General features: G+C 39.0%; 14 protein-coding genes. 12 read left to right on the forward strand and 2 right to left on the reverse strand.

The genetic code is table 11. The annotated features are described in order from the left end of the window. The first annotated feature begins 99 nt into the window (after window positions 1–99). The 12 genes from dnaA (at window position 100) to AC6JA8_RS00060 (ending at window position 12,905) form a co-directional block, all read left to right on the forward strand. Window positions 100–1,575 carry a chromosomal replication initiator protein DnaA gene (gene dnaA / locus AC6JA8_RS00005; RefSeq protein ID WP_497975212.1) on the forward strand — a complete coding sequence of 492 codons (1,476 nt, stop codon included), beginning with the start codon at window positions 100–102 and terminating at the stop codon, window positions 1,573–1,575. 699 nt (window positions 1,576–2,274) lie between these two features. Continuing rightward, window positions 2,275–3,390 carry a DNA polymerase III subunit beta gene (gene dnaN / locus AC6JA8_RS00010; RefSeq protein WP_102241809.1) on the forward strand — a complete coding sequence of 372 codons (1,116 nt, stop codon included), beginning with the start codon at window positions 2,275–2,277 and terminating at the stop codon, window positions 3,388–3,390. 5 nt (window positions 3,391–3,395) lie between these two features. Next, entirely contained in the window at window positions 3,396–4,493 is a 1,098-nt protein-coding gene (gene recF / locus AC6JA8_RS00015) for a DNA replication/repair protein RecF (protein WP_497975213.1), read from the forward strand. A gap of 30 nt (window positions 4,494–4,523) precedes the next feature. Continuing rightward, complete coding sequence (gene gyrB, locus AC6JA8_RS00020) at window positions 4,524–6,977, forward strand: DNA topoisomerase (ATP-hydrolyzing) subunit B (protein ID WP_497975214.1); 2,454 nt, start codon at window positions 4,524–4,526, stop codon at window positions 6,975–6,977. A gap of 36 nt (window positions 6,978–7,013) precedes the next feature. Continuing rightward, a complete protein-coding gene (gene gyrA / locus AC6JA8_RS00025; RefSeq protein ID WP_497975215.1) occupies window positions 7,014–9,554 on the forward strand; it encodes a DNA gyrase subunit A in 2,541 nt (846 codons plus the stop codon). Window position 9,555: 1 nt separating this feature from the next. After that, the gene (locus AC6JA8_RS00030) at window positions 9,556–9,834 is read left to right on the forward strand and encodes a YciI family protein (RefSeq protein ID WP_497975216.1); all 279 of its coding nucleotides are present in this window, start codon (window positions 9,556–9,558) and stop codon (window positions 9,832–9,834) included. A gap of 9 nt (window positions 9,835–9,843) precedes the next feature. After that, the gene (locus tag AC6JA8_RS00035) at window positions 9,844–10,650 is read left to right on the forward strand and encodes a tetratricopeptide repeat protein (RefSeq protein ID WP_142410281.1); all 807 of its coding nucleotides are present in this window, start codon (window positions 9,844–9,846) and stop codon (window positions 10,648–10,650) included. After that, a complete protein-coding gene (locus tag AC6JA8_RS00040; RefSeq protein WP_497975217.1) occupies window positions 10,650–11,186 on the forward strand; it encodes a GNAT family N-acetyltransferase in 537 nt (178 codons plus the stop codon). The genes AC6JA8_RS00035 and AC6JA8_RS00040 overlap by 1 nt, the downstream gene beginning before the upstream one ends. Beyond that, window positions 11,179–11,373, forward strand: coding sequence for a hypothetical protein (locus AC6JA8_RS00045; RefSeq protein ID WP_102241818.1), 195 nt, complete (start codon window positions 11,179–11,181; stop codon window positions 11,371–11,373). Before AC6JA8_RS00040 ends, AC6JA8_RS00045 begins: the two co-directional genes overlap by 8 nt. Continuing rightward, window positions 11,351–11,734 (forward strand): hypothetical protein, encoded by a 384-nt coding sequence (locus AC6JA8_RS00050; protein ID WP_497975218.1) that lies wholly within the window; start codon window positions 11,351–11,353, stop codon window positions 11,732–11,734. Before AC6JA8_RS00045 ends, AC6JA8_RS00050 begins: the two co-directional genes overlap by 23 nt. Next, on the forward strand, window positions 11,731–12,543 hold the full coding sequence (atpB, locus tag AC6JA8_RS00055) for a F0F1 ATP synthase subunit A (protein WP_497975219.1): 813 nt from the start codon (window positions 11,731–11,733) through the stop codon (window positions 12,541–12,543). Before AC6JA8_RS00050 ends, atpB begins: the two co-directional genes overlap by 4 nt. Before the next feature lie 44 nt (window positions 12,544–12,587). Next, complete coding sequence (locus AC6JA8_RS00060) at window positions 12,588–12,905, forward strand: ATP synthase F0 subunit C (protein WP_142410276.1); 318 nt, start codon at window positions 12,588–12,590, stop codon at window positions 12,903–12,905. Between the two features lie 633 nt (window positions 12,906–13,538). Here AC6JA8_RS00060 and AC6JA8_RS00065 read toward each other — a convergent pair. Continuing rightward, window positions 13,539–14,102 carry a hypothetical protein gene (locus AC6JA8_RS00065; RefSeq protein ID WP_497975220.1) on the reverse strand — a complete coding sequence of 188 codons (564 nt, stop codon included), beginning with the start codon at window positions 14,100–14,102 and terminating at the stop codon, window positions 13,539–13,541. Between the two features lie 110 nt (window positions 14,103–14,212). Continuing rightward, the gene (locus AC6JA8_RS00070) at window positions 14,213–14,650 is read right to left on the reverse strand and encodes an OsmC family protein (RefSeq protein WP_497975221.1); all 438 of its coding nucleotides are present in this window, start codon (window positions 14,648–14,650) and stop codon (window positions 14,213–14,215) included. Window position 14,651: the final 1 nt, after the last annotated feature.

Below are 14,651 nucleotides of genomic sequence, written 5' to 3' on the forward strand. Positions count from 1 at the left end.
ATGGCGCAGGACTTCCCGTCTCATCTCATTAAACATTTTTTTTCGATAGGTAATGAGACCAAGACAAATGACCATTTTTTCGGACAATTCTCACCTGAATTGAGCCCAGAAAACGGCCAGTCTTCTGAACATCAAGAAGAGCTAAACGCTATTAATCAGGAGGTTTTAAGCCACCTGAAGACTATCGTACCAGAACTAAAGTTCAAAACGTATTTCGAGAACTCTCTTGAGCTTCAAGAAATCGACAGCACAGGCGCAACTTTTAGCGTTCGTACGGCCTTCATTAAGAAGTCGGCTGACCTATATAAAGAAGAAATCGCCAAAGCTCTTTATAATGTTCTAGGAACAGCATACGAGATCATTATCACATCTAAAGACCAGGCAGCGGACATCGCTCCTGCTTTTGGCCTTTCAGGCGTTCAAATTAAAGACGACAACAAACCAAAGTCGATGGCGACAACTAAGTTCACCCTGGACTTAACCCCTACTCGCGACGATTTAAAATCGCGCGTGGACGCTGAGTACATTGAGCACATGAACCCGAACAAAACGGGAATCAGAGTTGACCGTTCAAAGACCTTCGATAATTTTATCGTTGGACCTACTAACAATATCGCTCAGGCAGCAGCAAAAGCCGTAGCCCTGACACCAGGTAAGGAAGGAAAATACCCTTCTTTATACATCCACAGTAACTCAGGCCTGGGGAAAACCCACCTCCTGCATGCTGTAGCTAATGAAATTGCAGAAAAGCATCCGTCATACACTATCTGTCTGATCACTGCCCGCGATTTTATGGATGAGATGATTCAGTTAATGAAAACGAACCGTATTAATGAGTTCGTAAGAAAGTACACTGAGAGAATCGATGTCCTAATGATCGACGATATCCACGAGCTAAAAAATAAAGAAGGAACTCAAGACCAGTTCTTCCATGTGTTCAATGAAATGCATAATAAAGGAAAACAGCTGATCTTCACTTCTGATAAAAGGCCAAAAGAAATTGACGGTATCTCTGAGCGTATCAAAACACGTCTTCAATGGGGACTTGTCGTTGATATCCAGCCACCTGATTTAGAAACAAGAATCGCGATTCTTCGTCGCAAGATGGAAGCGCTTGACCTTTATATCAACGAAGACGTTTTAACGTTAATTGCTTCAAGAATTAAGACGAACATCAGAGAGCTGGAAGGCTCACTAGTAAGACTTAAAGCAGTCAGCGAGCTAATGAATGTTGAAATCGAAGTTGACCTGGTTAAAGAGCAACTAATGCTTCCTAATAGTGAAAACGAAAAAGAAGTGACCATTGAATCTGTGGCAAAAGCTACAGCTCAATACTTCCGCGTACCACTAGCAGACTTAAAATCTAAAGGAAGAAGCCAGGACATCACCAAGGCACGTCACGTGGCCATGTACCTAGCTAGAAAAGTAGTCAATGCAAAACAACAAGAAATCGGAGCGTTCTTCGGGGGCCGCGATCACTCGTCTGTTATCCATGCTGTAAACACTATCTCTGATAAAGTTAAGACTGACTCTTCTCTTTCAAAAGACATCAACGCTATCGAATCTAATCTCTAAAAATTAAGTCCAAAACTGTCTCAATATAAATCACAGCTATTCACATTGAATGTGGATAGCTGTGAATAACTCTGTCGTCTTTTAAGATAGTTTTCCACAATTTGTTCACACCTTATCCACGGCCTTTTCCACATAACGGCCGAGATTTTATGCATGGCCAAACAAAAATTTTCGTTTTACGGCCGCGTGTTAACAAGGTTATTTCGCATAGGCCTTTATCCACAAAAAGTTTTCAACAATGTGAATAACTATGTGGAAAAGATTTTTAAAATGAGGTGAAAAAGGCCCTATTTAAGCAATCTAAGAAGTAATGTTGAAACTCAGTTGAAAAGATGTGAATAAGAATGTGAATTATAGGCCCCGCAACAAGAATATCCGTCGGGACTTTTAAAAAAGTGAAAAGTTATCCCAAATAATCAAGATACCCACATTCATTAATTGTATGAAATCAAAAGACTTTCATATCTTTTCCACTTATCCACAGTGTAATAATAAAAGTATTAATAATAATAATAAATAATATAAAGCCATGGGAGTCTGAAGTGAGCTCTTTTGAACTTCATCAAACCACTCATTAAATTCGTTTAGATTGATTACATTTAGGATGATCAATTTATGGGATATTGTGGCTCAATGAAGCTTGATACTATGACTCCTAATTGCTAAAAACTTAGGATATAAAATTTTGGAAATAGCCTTATGTTAATTAAAATTTCAGTTCATGAATTAAAAGAGACTCTTACTAAAATCCTTTCAGTAGTAGATAAAAAAAATACTCGTTTAATACTAAATTTCATTCAAATCCAAGCTAGCGGTAACAAGATCGAAATGACTGCTACAGATTTAGAAGTATCAGCAAAAGTTACAGCTAACTGTATTGTGGAAAAACCAGGTACATTTTGTGTAAATGCCAAGAATATATTTGATATCGTAAAAGAACTTCCAGAGAAGGAATTAACAATTGAACTTCCAGAAGGATCAAATAACTTAAAGCTTACATGTGGATCTATTAACTTCACACTTCTGATCTATACAAGCGAAGAGTTTCCTCACCTTCAATTTGGAACAAATGCTAATGAGTTTAAACTGAACACATTCCAGATCTTGGAAATGATCAATAAAACTTCACATGCTATTTCAAATGATGAAACGAGACTTTTCTTAAGTGGTATCTATCTTCAAGAGATCGATGGAAAACTTAGAGCAGTAGCGACTGATGGATTCAGACTTGCTCTAGTAGAGACAGAACTTTCTAACAATAAGATTGAAGCGCTTATTAACGGGATCATCATTCCTAAGAAAGGTGTAGCTGAACTTAAAAAAATTGCTGAAGCTTACCCAGATCACCAGATTGGGATCTCAGTTGATGAATCATTCATTTATTTGAACGCTAATAATACTTATTTATTAGCTATTAGATTAATTGCGAAAGAATACTTAAAGTACCAGGCGATTATTCCTAAGAAGACAAATAACCACGCTGATATCGACAAGAACTCTTTCTTAAATGCTGTAAGACGTATCAAGATTATGGCCAACGAAAGATCGAATGGTGTGAAGCTTATCATGAAAGAAGGTGAAATGACGGTTGCTGCTAACCACCCTTCTCTAGGTGATGCTTTTGAAAAGTTCCCGATTAATTATTCTGGAAAAGAATTTGAAATCGGATTCAATGCTAAATTCTTAATGGATATTCTTTCAATCTTTGGTGATGAAGATATCAGAATGGAATTTAACAATGAGCTTTCACCAGCTGTTATCAGATCGACAAAAAATCAAAACTATCTGTGTATCGTAATGCCGCTTAAATTATAGGTCTTATGAGCACGTATAAAATTTCTAAATTACAAGTTACAAACTTTAGAAATTTAAATCCAGACATCATCACGTTTTCATCAGGGATCAATTGCATCCTTGGTGAGAACGGAAATGGCAAAACAAATATCTTAGAAGCTATCAACGTTCTCGCCACAAAAAAATCTTTTCGTAAAAATACGAGTTTTCCACAATTTTTGAGTATTGATGGTGGAAAACCTGAGATTATATTTTCTTCTGTTGTGGAAAACGACGACAAAGAAGTCATGAGCTACACATCTAAAATGACCAATGAGAATGTCCTTTGGTTTTTAGATGGAGCTCCGGTAAAAAAACGCTTAGACATAAAAGTTGTTTTCATCAATCCGTTTGATTCGTATGGATTTCACAATAGTGCCAGCGATCGCCGCGAGTGGATTGATTACTTTTTAAGCCAGCTGGATGACCAATATAAAAAGCAATTGGCCCGCTATACAATCGCCCTTAGATTCAGAAATACCCTGCTTTCCAAAAAACCAAGCCGTTTTAAGGAGCAAATTTTAGCTTCTGATTCCGAGCTTGCCCAACTATCGCATTTTCTCACAAACAAGCGCGTAGAGTTCCTGGAGGCCTTAGAACCGCTAATTGGCGAGACCTTTCAGGCCTTATTTTCAGAGCGCCACAGTTTAAAAATAAATTTAGATTCGCGCATAATTGGAATGTCGGTAGAAAATATTCAAAAATTATTCGCCAACAACTTGGAATCTGATTGCGAAAGAGGACACACTTCTTACGGTCCACATAAAGATGACTACGTGCTTCTTTTTGACGGTTTAAATTCGTTTGATTTTTGTTCTCTAGGTCAGCAAAAGATGAGTTATTTAAGCCTCTTATTTGCCTATATAGAGCTTTTTCGGTATAAATATATGTCCTATCCAATAGTGCTAATTGACGACGTTTCTGGCGAGCTTGATCAGCATCGATGGCGTAGGCTAGTTGAGTATTTAGAAAAACGAGAATTTCAAGTTTTGATAACTACTGCCAACGAAAAATTTAAGGAAGAATTAGACCGAATTAGCGGCGCCAACAACATCCACATCAGGAATGGTTCCATAATTCACTAAGACTTCTCCAACAATGAAGGAGTATCTGTCTTGGAAAACAATCAATCCGAATCAATCTCAAAAGTAAACACTGAGTATGGATCAAACCAGATTAAAGTTCTTGAAGGACTTGATGCCGTAAGAAAGCGTCCTGGTATGTACATCGGTGATACTGGTATCCGTGGTCTTCACCACTGCGTGTACGAAATTGTTGATAACTCTGTCGATGAAGCCCTTGCTGGTTATTGTACAGATATCAACGTTGTTATTCACATCGATAACTCAGTTACCGTTGTTGATAACGGCCGTGGGATCCCAACTGATATTCACCCTACAGAGGGAATTTCAGGAGCGGAACTTGCGTATACAAAACTTCACGCCGGTGGAAAGTTCAACGAAGACGGAGGAGCTTACAAAGTTTCTGGTGGTCTTCACGGTGTAGGTGCTGCGGTAGTAAACGCCCTTTCAAAATGGGTAAAACTAGAGATTAAAAAATACGGAAAGCTTCACGAATTAAATTTTGATCACGGTAAAGCGACTGATAAAATTAAAGAAATTGGTGTGCTTGATAATCCAAAAGAAACGGGAACAAAAGTTACTTTCAAACCAGATAACGAGATTTTCGAATTCCACGAATTCAACTACGATACACTAGCTAACCGCTTCCGCGAGATGGCTTTCTTAAATCGTGGTCTAAAAATTTCTCTTAAAGACGAGCGTTCAGAAAAATCAGACCTATTTTATTTCGAAGGCGGGATTTCTGAATTCGTTAACTACCTAAACAGAGCAAAAACTGCGATTCACAAAAAAGTGATCTACTTCGTGCAGACAAAAGATGATTACGAAGCGGAAATCGCAATGCAATGGACTGACTCGTACAACGAAGTCATCACGTCATACGCCAACAACATCTCGACTCCAGAAGGTGGAACACACGTTTCTGGATTTAAGACTGCTCTTACACGTGTACTTAACAACTACGCCAAAGATAACAACCTTCTAAAAAACATCAAAATCGCTCTTACGGGTGATGATATGAGAGAAGGTTTAACAGCTGTTGTTTCAGTAAAACTAAAAGAGCCACAATTTGAAGGTCAGACGAAATCAAAACTTGGTAACTCTGAAGTTGAAGGGATTGTTAACTCACTTGTGGGTGAATCTTTCAAAACTTTCTTAGAAGAAAACCCAGAAATTGGGAAAATGGTTATCAAAAAATCTGTGGACGCCGCTGCCGCTCGTGAAGCTGCAAGACGTGCACGTGAACTTACTCGTCGTAAAAACGTTTTAGAATTCTCTGGTCTTCCAGGGAAAATGGCAGACTGTCAGGAATCAGATCCTGCTCAGTGTGAACTATACATCGTAGAAGGGGACTCTGCGGGCGGATCAGCAAAACAAGGTCGCGATCGCAGAGTACAAGCCGTTCTTCCGCTAAAAGGTAAGATTCTTAACGTTGAAAAAGCTCGTTATGAAAAAATGCTGGCTTCAGAAGAGATTAAAAACCTAATCCAGGCCCTAGGGACTGGTGTTGGTAAAGATACATTCAACATCGCAAAGCTTAGATACCACAAAATTGTTATCATGACCGATGCCGATGTCGATGGATCACACATTAGAACTCTGCTTCTTACTCTACTCTACCGTCAATTCCCGGAGCTAATTGAGCAAGGGTATATCTACATCGCTCAACCACCTCTTTATAAATACAAAAAAGGGAAAATGGAGACGTACTTAAAAGACGATAAACGCCTTGAAGAGTACCTGATTAACAATGCAACTGATGATTCAAAAATTAGTATCAATGGAGAACTAGTTTCTGGGGATTCAGCTAAGCAATTAATCAATAAAGAAAGCATGTACAGAAAAACTCTTTCTTACTACGACACTCACTACGATTCAGACCTTCTAAGAAGACTGATTGAAGATGGGATGCTTAGAGCTGAAGACATGAGCGATAAAGCAAAAGTTGAAGCTGAAGCTAAGAGACTTACTGATTTCTTCAAGCCGCTTGAGACTGAAACACTAAAGCAGTACTCAATCACAGTTGAAGAAGACTATGACACAAAAACTTTCTCTCTTCGCTTGAACATTAAAACTGCTTCAAGAACAAAGAGATTTAAAATCAGCCCGGGCTTCCTAAGATCGCCGGAATTTGCTGATTTAGTTAACAGCTTTGACGGTATTAAAAAATACAACAAAGCGAGCTTTAAAATTGAACGTGAAAAAGACACAAGAGAGTTCACATCTCTAACGGCATTCTCTGAATTCGTTATCGCAGATGGGAAACAAGGTGCATACATTCAGCGTTACAAGGGACTAGGAGAAATGAACCCAGAGCAACTTTGGGAAACAACTATGAACCCTTCTAACAGAACACTTCTACAAGTAAGAATCGAAGATACGCTTGAAGCGGATCAAGTCTTTACAGTTCTAATGGGAGACCAGGTAGAGCCAAGAAGAAAGTTCGTTGAGGAAAACGCGCTGAACGCTAGAAACCTTGATGTGTAATTCGTAAATTTTAGATTGTTAAAAAGGTAAAAAAATATGTCAGAAGAAAACAACAATAACACAATTAACCACGGAAATATTTCTCCAGTGGTCATTCAAGATGAGATGAAGAACTGCTATCTCGATTACGCAATGTCGGTAATCGTTGGCCGTGCCCTTCCGGACGTTCGCGACGGGATGAAGCCGGTACATAGACGTGTTCTTTACGCTATGGACTCACTAAATAACTACCACAACAAGCCATTCCTAAAGTCTGCGCGTGTTGTTGGGGATATTATCGGTAAGTATCACCCACACGGTGACTCTGCTGTATACGGTGCTATCGTTCGTCTAGCTCAGGATTTCTCAATGAGATACCCGCTAGTAGATGGACAAGGGAACTTCGGATCGATCGACGGAGATAATGCGGCGGCGATGAGGTATACCGAGATCAGAATGAAGAAGCTTTCGGAAGAAATGCTTGCTGATCTTGATAAAGAAACGGTTGATTGGAACCCGAACTACGATGACTCTCTAGTTGAGCCAAGTGTTCTTCCAACAAAAATTCCAAACCTTTTAATCAACGGGTCTTCTGGTATCGCTGTAGGGATGGCAACAAACATTCCTCCACACAACTTATCAGAAATCATGAACGGTCTTCTTCTTTTAATTGATCAGCCAACAGCTTCAATTGAAGATTTAATGAGAATCATCCCAGGGCCGGACTTCCCTACTGCTGGTACAATCCACGGGACGGAAGGGATTCGTTCTGCTTACCACACAGGTAAGGGTGTTCTTCAAATCAGAGCGAAAATCGACGTTGAACATAACGCTAAAAAAGACCGCGATTCTATCGTTATCACTGAACTTCCTTACCAAGTTAACAAAGCTAAGCTTATTGAAAGAATTGCTGAACTTGTTAACGAAAAAGAACTTACTGGTATCTCAGATATCCGTGATGAGTCTTCTCGCGAAGGGATCAGAGTTGTTATCGACCTTAAAAAAGGCGAAATCGCGACAGTTATCATTAACAAACTTTATAAGGCGACTCCGCTTCAAACATCGTTTGGTATTATCTTCCTTTCGATTGTTAACGGATCTCCTCGTATTCTAAACATCAAAGAACAACTTCTTTTCTTCATCGACCACAGAAGAGAAATTGTTATCAGAAGAACAGTTTACGAGCTGAAAAAAGCAAAAGAGCGCGCTCATATCCTGGAAGGTTTAAAGATTGCTGTTGAAAATATCGACGCTATCGTTGAACTTGTTAAGAAATCTGAAGGTCCTCATCAAGCTAAAGCTCAGTTAATGAGCGTTTACTCTCTATCTGATATTCAAGCGCAAGCTATTCTGGATATGAGACTACAACGTTTAACTGGTCTTGAGCGCGATAAGATCATTAAAGACTACAACGACATCATGAGAGAGATTGCTCGCCTTGAAGAAATTCTTGGAAATGAAAATCTGATCACAGATATCATCCGTACAGAATTCAGAGAAGTTCTGGAAAACTACGGCGATAAGAGAAGAACTGAAATCATCGCAAAAGCTGATGAAATTCAGATGGAAGACCTGGTTAAGAATGAAGATGTTATCGTAACAATTACTCACAAAGGTTACGTAAAACGTATGCAGATGGACACTTACCGCACGCAAAAACGTGGTGGAACAGGTGTAAAAGGTGCTGATGGAGCGGATGACGACTTCTACACATCTATCTTCATCGCTAACACTCACTCGACTCTATTTGTCTTCACAGATAAAGGACAAGTGTTCTCGATTAAAGTTTACAACATCCCAGAAGGTAACCGTACGACGAAAGGACGTAACATTGTTAACTTAATTCAATTACCACCTGGTGAAACAGTTAAGAACATCATGATTGCTCCAAATGACGTCGAAGGAAAATACCTGATGATCGCTACTGAGCGCGGAATTGTTAAGAAGTCAGAACTTTCTGAATACAAAAACATCCGTCAATCAGGATTAACAGCAATCAAGATCGTAGATGGCGATAACCTTCTATCGGTTAAGATCACAGATGGTAAAAAAGACGTTCTTCTATGTTCATCTTCAGGGAAAATTATCCGTTTTGCTGAAACAGACGCTCGTCCATTAGGCCGTGTTTCTCAAGGGGTAAAAGGGATTGAGCTTTCTGACGATGAAAAAATTATCGGTATGGAAATTATCGATGACTCAGTAGAAATCCTATCTGTTACATCTCAAGGTTATGGGAAACGTACTTCAGTATCTGAGTACAGAAAACAATCTCGCGGTGGTAAAGGTATCCTGGCGATGAGACTGAACGAAAAGAACGGTGACATCATCGACATTAAACCAGTTACAGACAAAGACGATCTAATGATCATCTCTGATAAAGGACAAGTCATCAGAACGAAAATTTCTGGTATCTCTCTAATGGGTAGAACAACTCAAGGTGTCCGTCTGATTAAGCTTAAAGAAGGTGAATCAGTTGTAGCTGTAGAAAAAATCGTTGATCCAGATGAGGATATCGAAGTAGTAGAAGGAGCAGCATCAGCTGGAACACCTTCGGAAGGCGGAGGAAATGAAACTCCACCGGCAGCTACTGAAGAATAGAATGTTTATCATTGAACTGACTTATAAAAAAGACATGAGCTTCGTGGATAGTCACCTCGAAGCTCATCGTGCTTTCTTAGACGAGTACTACGCCAAGGGAACTTTAGTGGCCTCAGGCCCTAAGAACCCACGCGACGGCGGAATTATTTTAGCTCGTGAAATGGATAGAGCTGAACTGGAAAAAATCCTGGCCCTCGATCCCTTTTGGAAAGAAGGTGTGGCCGATTTTAAGATTACAGATTTTGCCGTCACAAAAAGATCAGCAAACTTTAATTACTAGGAGTTCTTCATGAAGAAGATCTTTCCAAGGTTTCTATTCAAAGTTTTTATCGTGGCTTCACTTGCGGCCTTCACCTCGTGCGACTTCACTCCCCCAATTAATAGAAAAATCATTGATGCCCAAAACTACATTACTGAACAAGAATACGCTAAAGCAGCTTATCTTTACGAAGACATTCTAAAGAGTAACCCCGCTCAAGATTTAAGACTTAAAATCTGCTACCAGTTAGGAGAACTCTACTCTATTTACCTGGGTCAGTATAAAAAGGCCGTTTATTACTACAATGAAGTTAAAGAGCTGACAGAAGATCCACTTTGGTTAATTAAGACTGAAGAAAAACTGGCAGACGTTAACTTCAACTATTTAAAAAATTATAAAGATGCGATTAAAAACTACACTCGCCTCTCGCAATTTACGCCGAAATTAAAAAATTTCGATTTCTTCCAGCTGCAAATTGCCCTTTCGTATTTTTATCTCAACGATAAAGAAGCTGCTCTTTCTCAGCTGACAAAAATTCAGTCTGACCCGAATCATGAGTACTTTATTCGTTCTTTTTATTACGTCGGCCTGATCTATTTTGAGCAGAAAGATTTTAACAAGGCCCTTTATGTATGGCTGGAGTATTTAAAGCGTGAAACGAAAAAAGAATACATCGTTCAGGCGAAATTCATGGTCGCCAACGCTTACGAATCGACTGAAAACTTAAAGATGGCCTACGATATTTATTATTCGATTGCCAATGATTACCCGAATCCGGATGTTATTCAAAACAGACTCAACTCTCTTTATCAGAGAAGAGTTTCGAGAAGACGCTAATGAATGTGATCGTACGACCTGCTACATACGATGATGCCGCTGAAATTGCCAACGTTCATATCAACTCATGGAGAGAAGCTTACAAAGGCTTAATGCCTGAATCTTTTCTTAACGAACGTCCCTTAAATTTTAAGAACCGTTACCTATTATGGAAGCGCGTGACGATGGATGCGGCACAAGTCACTTTTGTGGCCGAATCAAAAGAGCATGGTGTAATTGGTTTTATTAATGGCAGCACTCCTCGCGATCCAGAATATAAAGATTATGCGGAAGTTTATGCTGTTTATTTGCTCGAAAAATATAAAGGGCAAAAAATTGGGCTGGAACTTTTCAAAAAATATTTTAATGAATATAAAAAACGCGGCTTCACTAAGGCCTATCTTTGGGTTTTAAAAGATAATCCAACGATTAAATTTTATGAAAGTACGGGCGGGCGTTTTAATGGGCACACAAAAGAAGACGTGATTGCCGGCCAAAAAGTGACTGAGCTTTGTTATGTCTGGGACAACCTTGATTTGGAGAAAAAACATGAATAAAAAGTGGATTCAAATCATGGGCTTGGCCATGAGTCTTCCTTCGACAATTTTTATTGCGGCCTGGGGGGCTTTCCAACTCGTCAAACTCGGGATAATAAGCAAAGTCGTAGCAGTTTTAATCTTCCTGGCGATTGTAGGAAACATCTTGTTCCTCATGGTTTATTATGCATATAAGCGCAAAAATTGATTTCAAAAAATACGTACTCTTTTCAAGCATTTTGCTAATCATTTCCTATTTTTTATCCAGAAATTTCGAAGAACTTAAAGTGATGTTGACCATTTTTTTAGCGGCGTGCCTAAATCAATATATGTTGGTTAAGGGTGTTGAGAAGGTCACAAATCAGGCCGCGGGCAATGGCGAGGCAGATAAATCAGGGCTTATTGGGCTTTTTATTGGAAAAGCAATTGTGCTCATTGTCGCGCTAACTTTAGGTGTACAAATCATGGGAAAAAGGATAATAATTCCAGTGCTAATTTATGTATTACAAATAGTTGTCCTCTACCTCAGTATGAAAAAACCTGTGGCAGAACAAGGGTCTAATAAATGAGAAAAATTTCACTCGTATCACTTCTTGCACTTCTTTCATCGAATGCACATGCATCTGGTGGTTTCACTTGGGTAACTCAGTTTGGTCACGCGACTGGATTAGATCACTTCTTTGAACACCTGACTGGAGTTCATCACTACGATCACATTTTAACTTTCATCCTTGTTTTACTAGCTTTAGTGCTAACTGGTGTTTACTACCGTGCTAAAACTAAAAACATGGACGCTGCAGTTATTCCTGATAAAGGAATCACATACAGAAACATCGTTGAACTATACGGTTCATTTATCTACACACAAGCTCGCGCAGTTCTTGGAGAAAAAGATGCTCCTAAGTACTACTCGTTTGTTGCGACAATGTTCCTTGTTATCTTCGTATCGAACATGGTTGGACTAATCCCAGGATTCCTTCCACCTACAGAATCAATCAACACAACTCTTGCAGTTGGTGTGTTCTCGTTCATCTACTTCAACTTCAAAGGTTGTAAAGAACTTGGAACGCTTAATTACCTTAAGCACTTTGCTGGACCTCTATGGTACATGGCGATCTTAATCTTCCCGATCGAGATCATCTCAACATGTATTCGTCCAATCTCTCTAGCTCTTCGTCTTTACGGAAACATGTACGGGGACCACATGGTTCTTGGAACATTCTCAAACCTAGCTCCACTATTAGTACCAATCGTATTCATGGTTCTAGGGATCCTGGTTTCTTTTATCCAGGCTTACGTATTTACAATGCTATCAATGGTTTATATTAGTTTAGCGACTGCTCACCACGATCATGGTGATCATCACGCTCATCACTAAGAAAAAACCGAACTATTAACTTTTTTGTCTAAGGAGACAAACAAATGAAAAAGCTACCTTTAATTTTCTCTTTCCTAGTTCTAGTTGGTCTTGTTGCTCAACAAGCATACGCTCAAGGTGCAGAAGGCGCAGCAGCTGCTGGTCTTAACACTGTAGCAATCAAGTACATCGCTTACTTCTTCGCTCTAGGGATCGCTGTTTTCGGTGGTACACAAGCTCAATCTAAAGCTGCTTCAGTAGCTCTAGAAGGAATCGCTCGTAACCCAGCTGCAGCTGATAAAATCCAAACTCCAATGATTCTTGGTCTAGCACTTATGGAATCACTTGTAATTTTCGCACTTATCTCTACTTTCCTTGTGTAATTTTTTTATTCGCAAGAAAAAACGCGAGAGCGTTTTACGATAAAAAGAAGGGAGCTTTCGGGCTCCCTTTTTTTATGCCTAAAAAGTGTTTTTCCATAGATTAGAAATTCCTGTGAAAGTGCAATGGTGCACTCTTCTCCACGATGGTGGATTCATAAGGCGAATGCCTTTTGTATAAAGATGGGCCAACAAATAAAAGGTGGCACAAAGATCTGATACAAAAAACACTCAGGCACGTTAAGGCCCAGATCATTTTGAAAAAACTAGAACTAGCTTTTGCAAAATAGAAACTGAACTCTTTAAATTCTAGAAAAAAGGCAAAACAATTCCTGTGAAACAAATGTTCCATATAAAACTCCAATAAAATTAAAAAATACTAAAAATTAAAACAACAAAACTAAAAACTACATTTGAGTTGATCCGAATTAATGACAATGAATGTACAAAGATTAGAAGTGTGCTTTAGAGCTGGACGGGTTGAGACACACGACGATCAGTACAAATCATTTTGTTAATTGAAATCATAAATGTACCTCCCTCGTGTTAAAGTAATAACTTTTGTCAGAATAAACGCAGTTTAAATTTTTGTCAACTAGGCAACAGAAAATAAAAAAGGGGCGCAAAGCCCCCAAATTAATTACCACATGACTTTAAAACATTGATGAGTTCATCGCGAGAGTCGCATTGATACGATGGAAGTTTGCTACAAGTGAAGATCGCGCAGTCGACAGCATCATACGAAGCATTTTTACATTGGCCTAACACTTCGAAGACTTTATCTCGAGTGTCTAGTTGATAAGCAGGAAGTTTACTTGCAAAGAAATCAAAACATATTGAACCAAATACACCACTGCATTGATTAGCGATGCCTTTCATTTTATCTAATGAATCACTTTGATATGAAGGAAGTTGCTTGATAATTCTTGCAACACACTCACCTCCAAAGTTTCCTTTACACATAGTTGTCACTTGTTTGATTTCATCAGCGCTGTCACACATGTATGAAGGAAGATTTGCACATACTACTTTCGCGCATGAACTTGAGTCTGGGCGAGGATAACATTGGTCTTCACCTTCAATTGCTTTTTCAAAGCTATTGATCTTGTTTTTGTAATAAAGAAAAGAGAGTTGATCGACTTCACTTGAAGCAAAGAGAGCTTGCGATGAAAGGACCAGGGATAGAATTAACCACTTCATAAAAACTCCTTAAAAAAGAACAATGAAGGTAGGTTAACGAACGAGCACGTAAACAACAAGACGCTGTCAGAGCATGAAAGCATTAAGAAGATATTAGTGTCAGAAAGACTCTAGAACTTTGACTCGCCAGAGAAAATCTTTTCTCCATTAAGAAGAACGTCATAAGTAATTGGGCAGACTTTGCTCAGCATGAGACTCACACCACAATACTTTGTCATCGATGCTTCGCAAGCTTTGATGGCCATATCTTTATTCACTTCGCCGCCAATTTTATAGATTAAATGAATGTCGGCAAAATACGATGGCGTCGTTTTTGTCATGTTGGCCTTGGCATTGATATCAAGTGTAAGTAGTGGCTCTTTTTTATTTTCTAAGATCGAAGCAATATCCATTCCAGCACAAGCACTGATAGCGTTTAAAAGCATCTCTTTTGGACTTGGGCCACGGTTTAAGCTTCCGTTAGCAAGAGTTGTATCGAGTTGAGTCTCATGTCCCCTAACATTTCCAGTAAAACTTAATTTTGTATTCCATTTAACGTTAGCTTCCATG

Source organism: Bacteriovorax sp. HI3 (assembly GCF_059738875.1).

What these genes read in the sequence shown, in the direction of transcription:
- dnaN (WP_102241809.1), top strand. Translation starts at nt 2,275, where the DNA reads ATGTTAATTAAAATTTCAGTTCATGAATTAAAAGAGACTCTTACTAAA.
- recF (WP_497975213.1), top strand. Translation starts at nt 3,396, where the DNA reads ATGAGCACGTATAAAATTTCTAAATTACAAGTTACAAACTTTAGAAAT.
- gyrA (WP_497975215.1), top strand. Translation starts at nt 7,014, where the DNA reads ATGTCAGAAGAAAACAACAATAACACAATTAACCACGGAAATATTTCT.
- AC6JA8_RS00030 (WP_497975216.1), top strand. Translation starts at nt 9,556, where the DNA reads ATGTTTATCATTGAACTGACTTATAAAAAAGACATGAGCTTCGTGGAT.
- AC6JA8_RS00035 (WP_142410281.1), top strand. Translation starts at nt 9,844, where the DNA reads ATGAAGAAGATCTTTCCAAGGTTTCTATTCAAAGTTTTTATCGTGGCT.
- AC6JA8_RS00040 (WP_497975217.1), top strand. Translation starts at nt 10,650, where the DNA reads ATGAATGTGATCGTACGACCTGCTACATACGATGATGCCGCTGAAATT.
- AC6JA8_RS00045 (WP_102241818.1), top strand. Translation starts at nt 11,179, where the DNA reads ATGAATAAAAAGTGGATTCAAATCATGGGCTTGGCCATGAGTCTTCCT.
- AC6JA8_RS00050 (WP_497975218.1), top strand. Translation starts at nt 11,351, where the DNA reads ATGCATATAAGCGCAAAAATTGATTTCAAAAAATACGTACTCTTTTCA.
- atpB (WP_497975219.1), top strand. Translation starts at nt 11,731, where the DNA reads ATGAGAAAAATTTCACTCGTATCACTTCTTGCACTTCTTTCATCGAAT.
- AC6JA8_RS00060 (WP_142410276.1), top strand. Translation starts at nt 12,588, where the DNA reads ATGAAAAAGCTACCTTTAATTTTCTCTTTCCTAGTTCTAGTTGGTCTT.
- AC6JA8_RS00065 (WP_497975220.1), bottom strand. Translation starts at nt 14,102, where the DNA reads ATGAAGTGGTTAATTCTATCCCTGGTCCTTTCATCGCAAGCTCTCTTT.
- AC6JA8_RS00070 (WP_497975221.1), bottom strand. Translation starts at nt 14,650, where the DNA reads ATGGAAGCTAACGTTAAATGGAATACAAAATTAAGTTTTACTGGAAAT.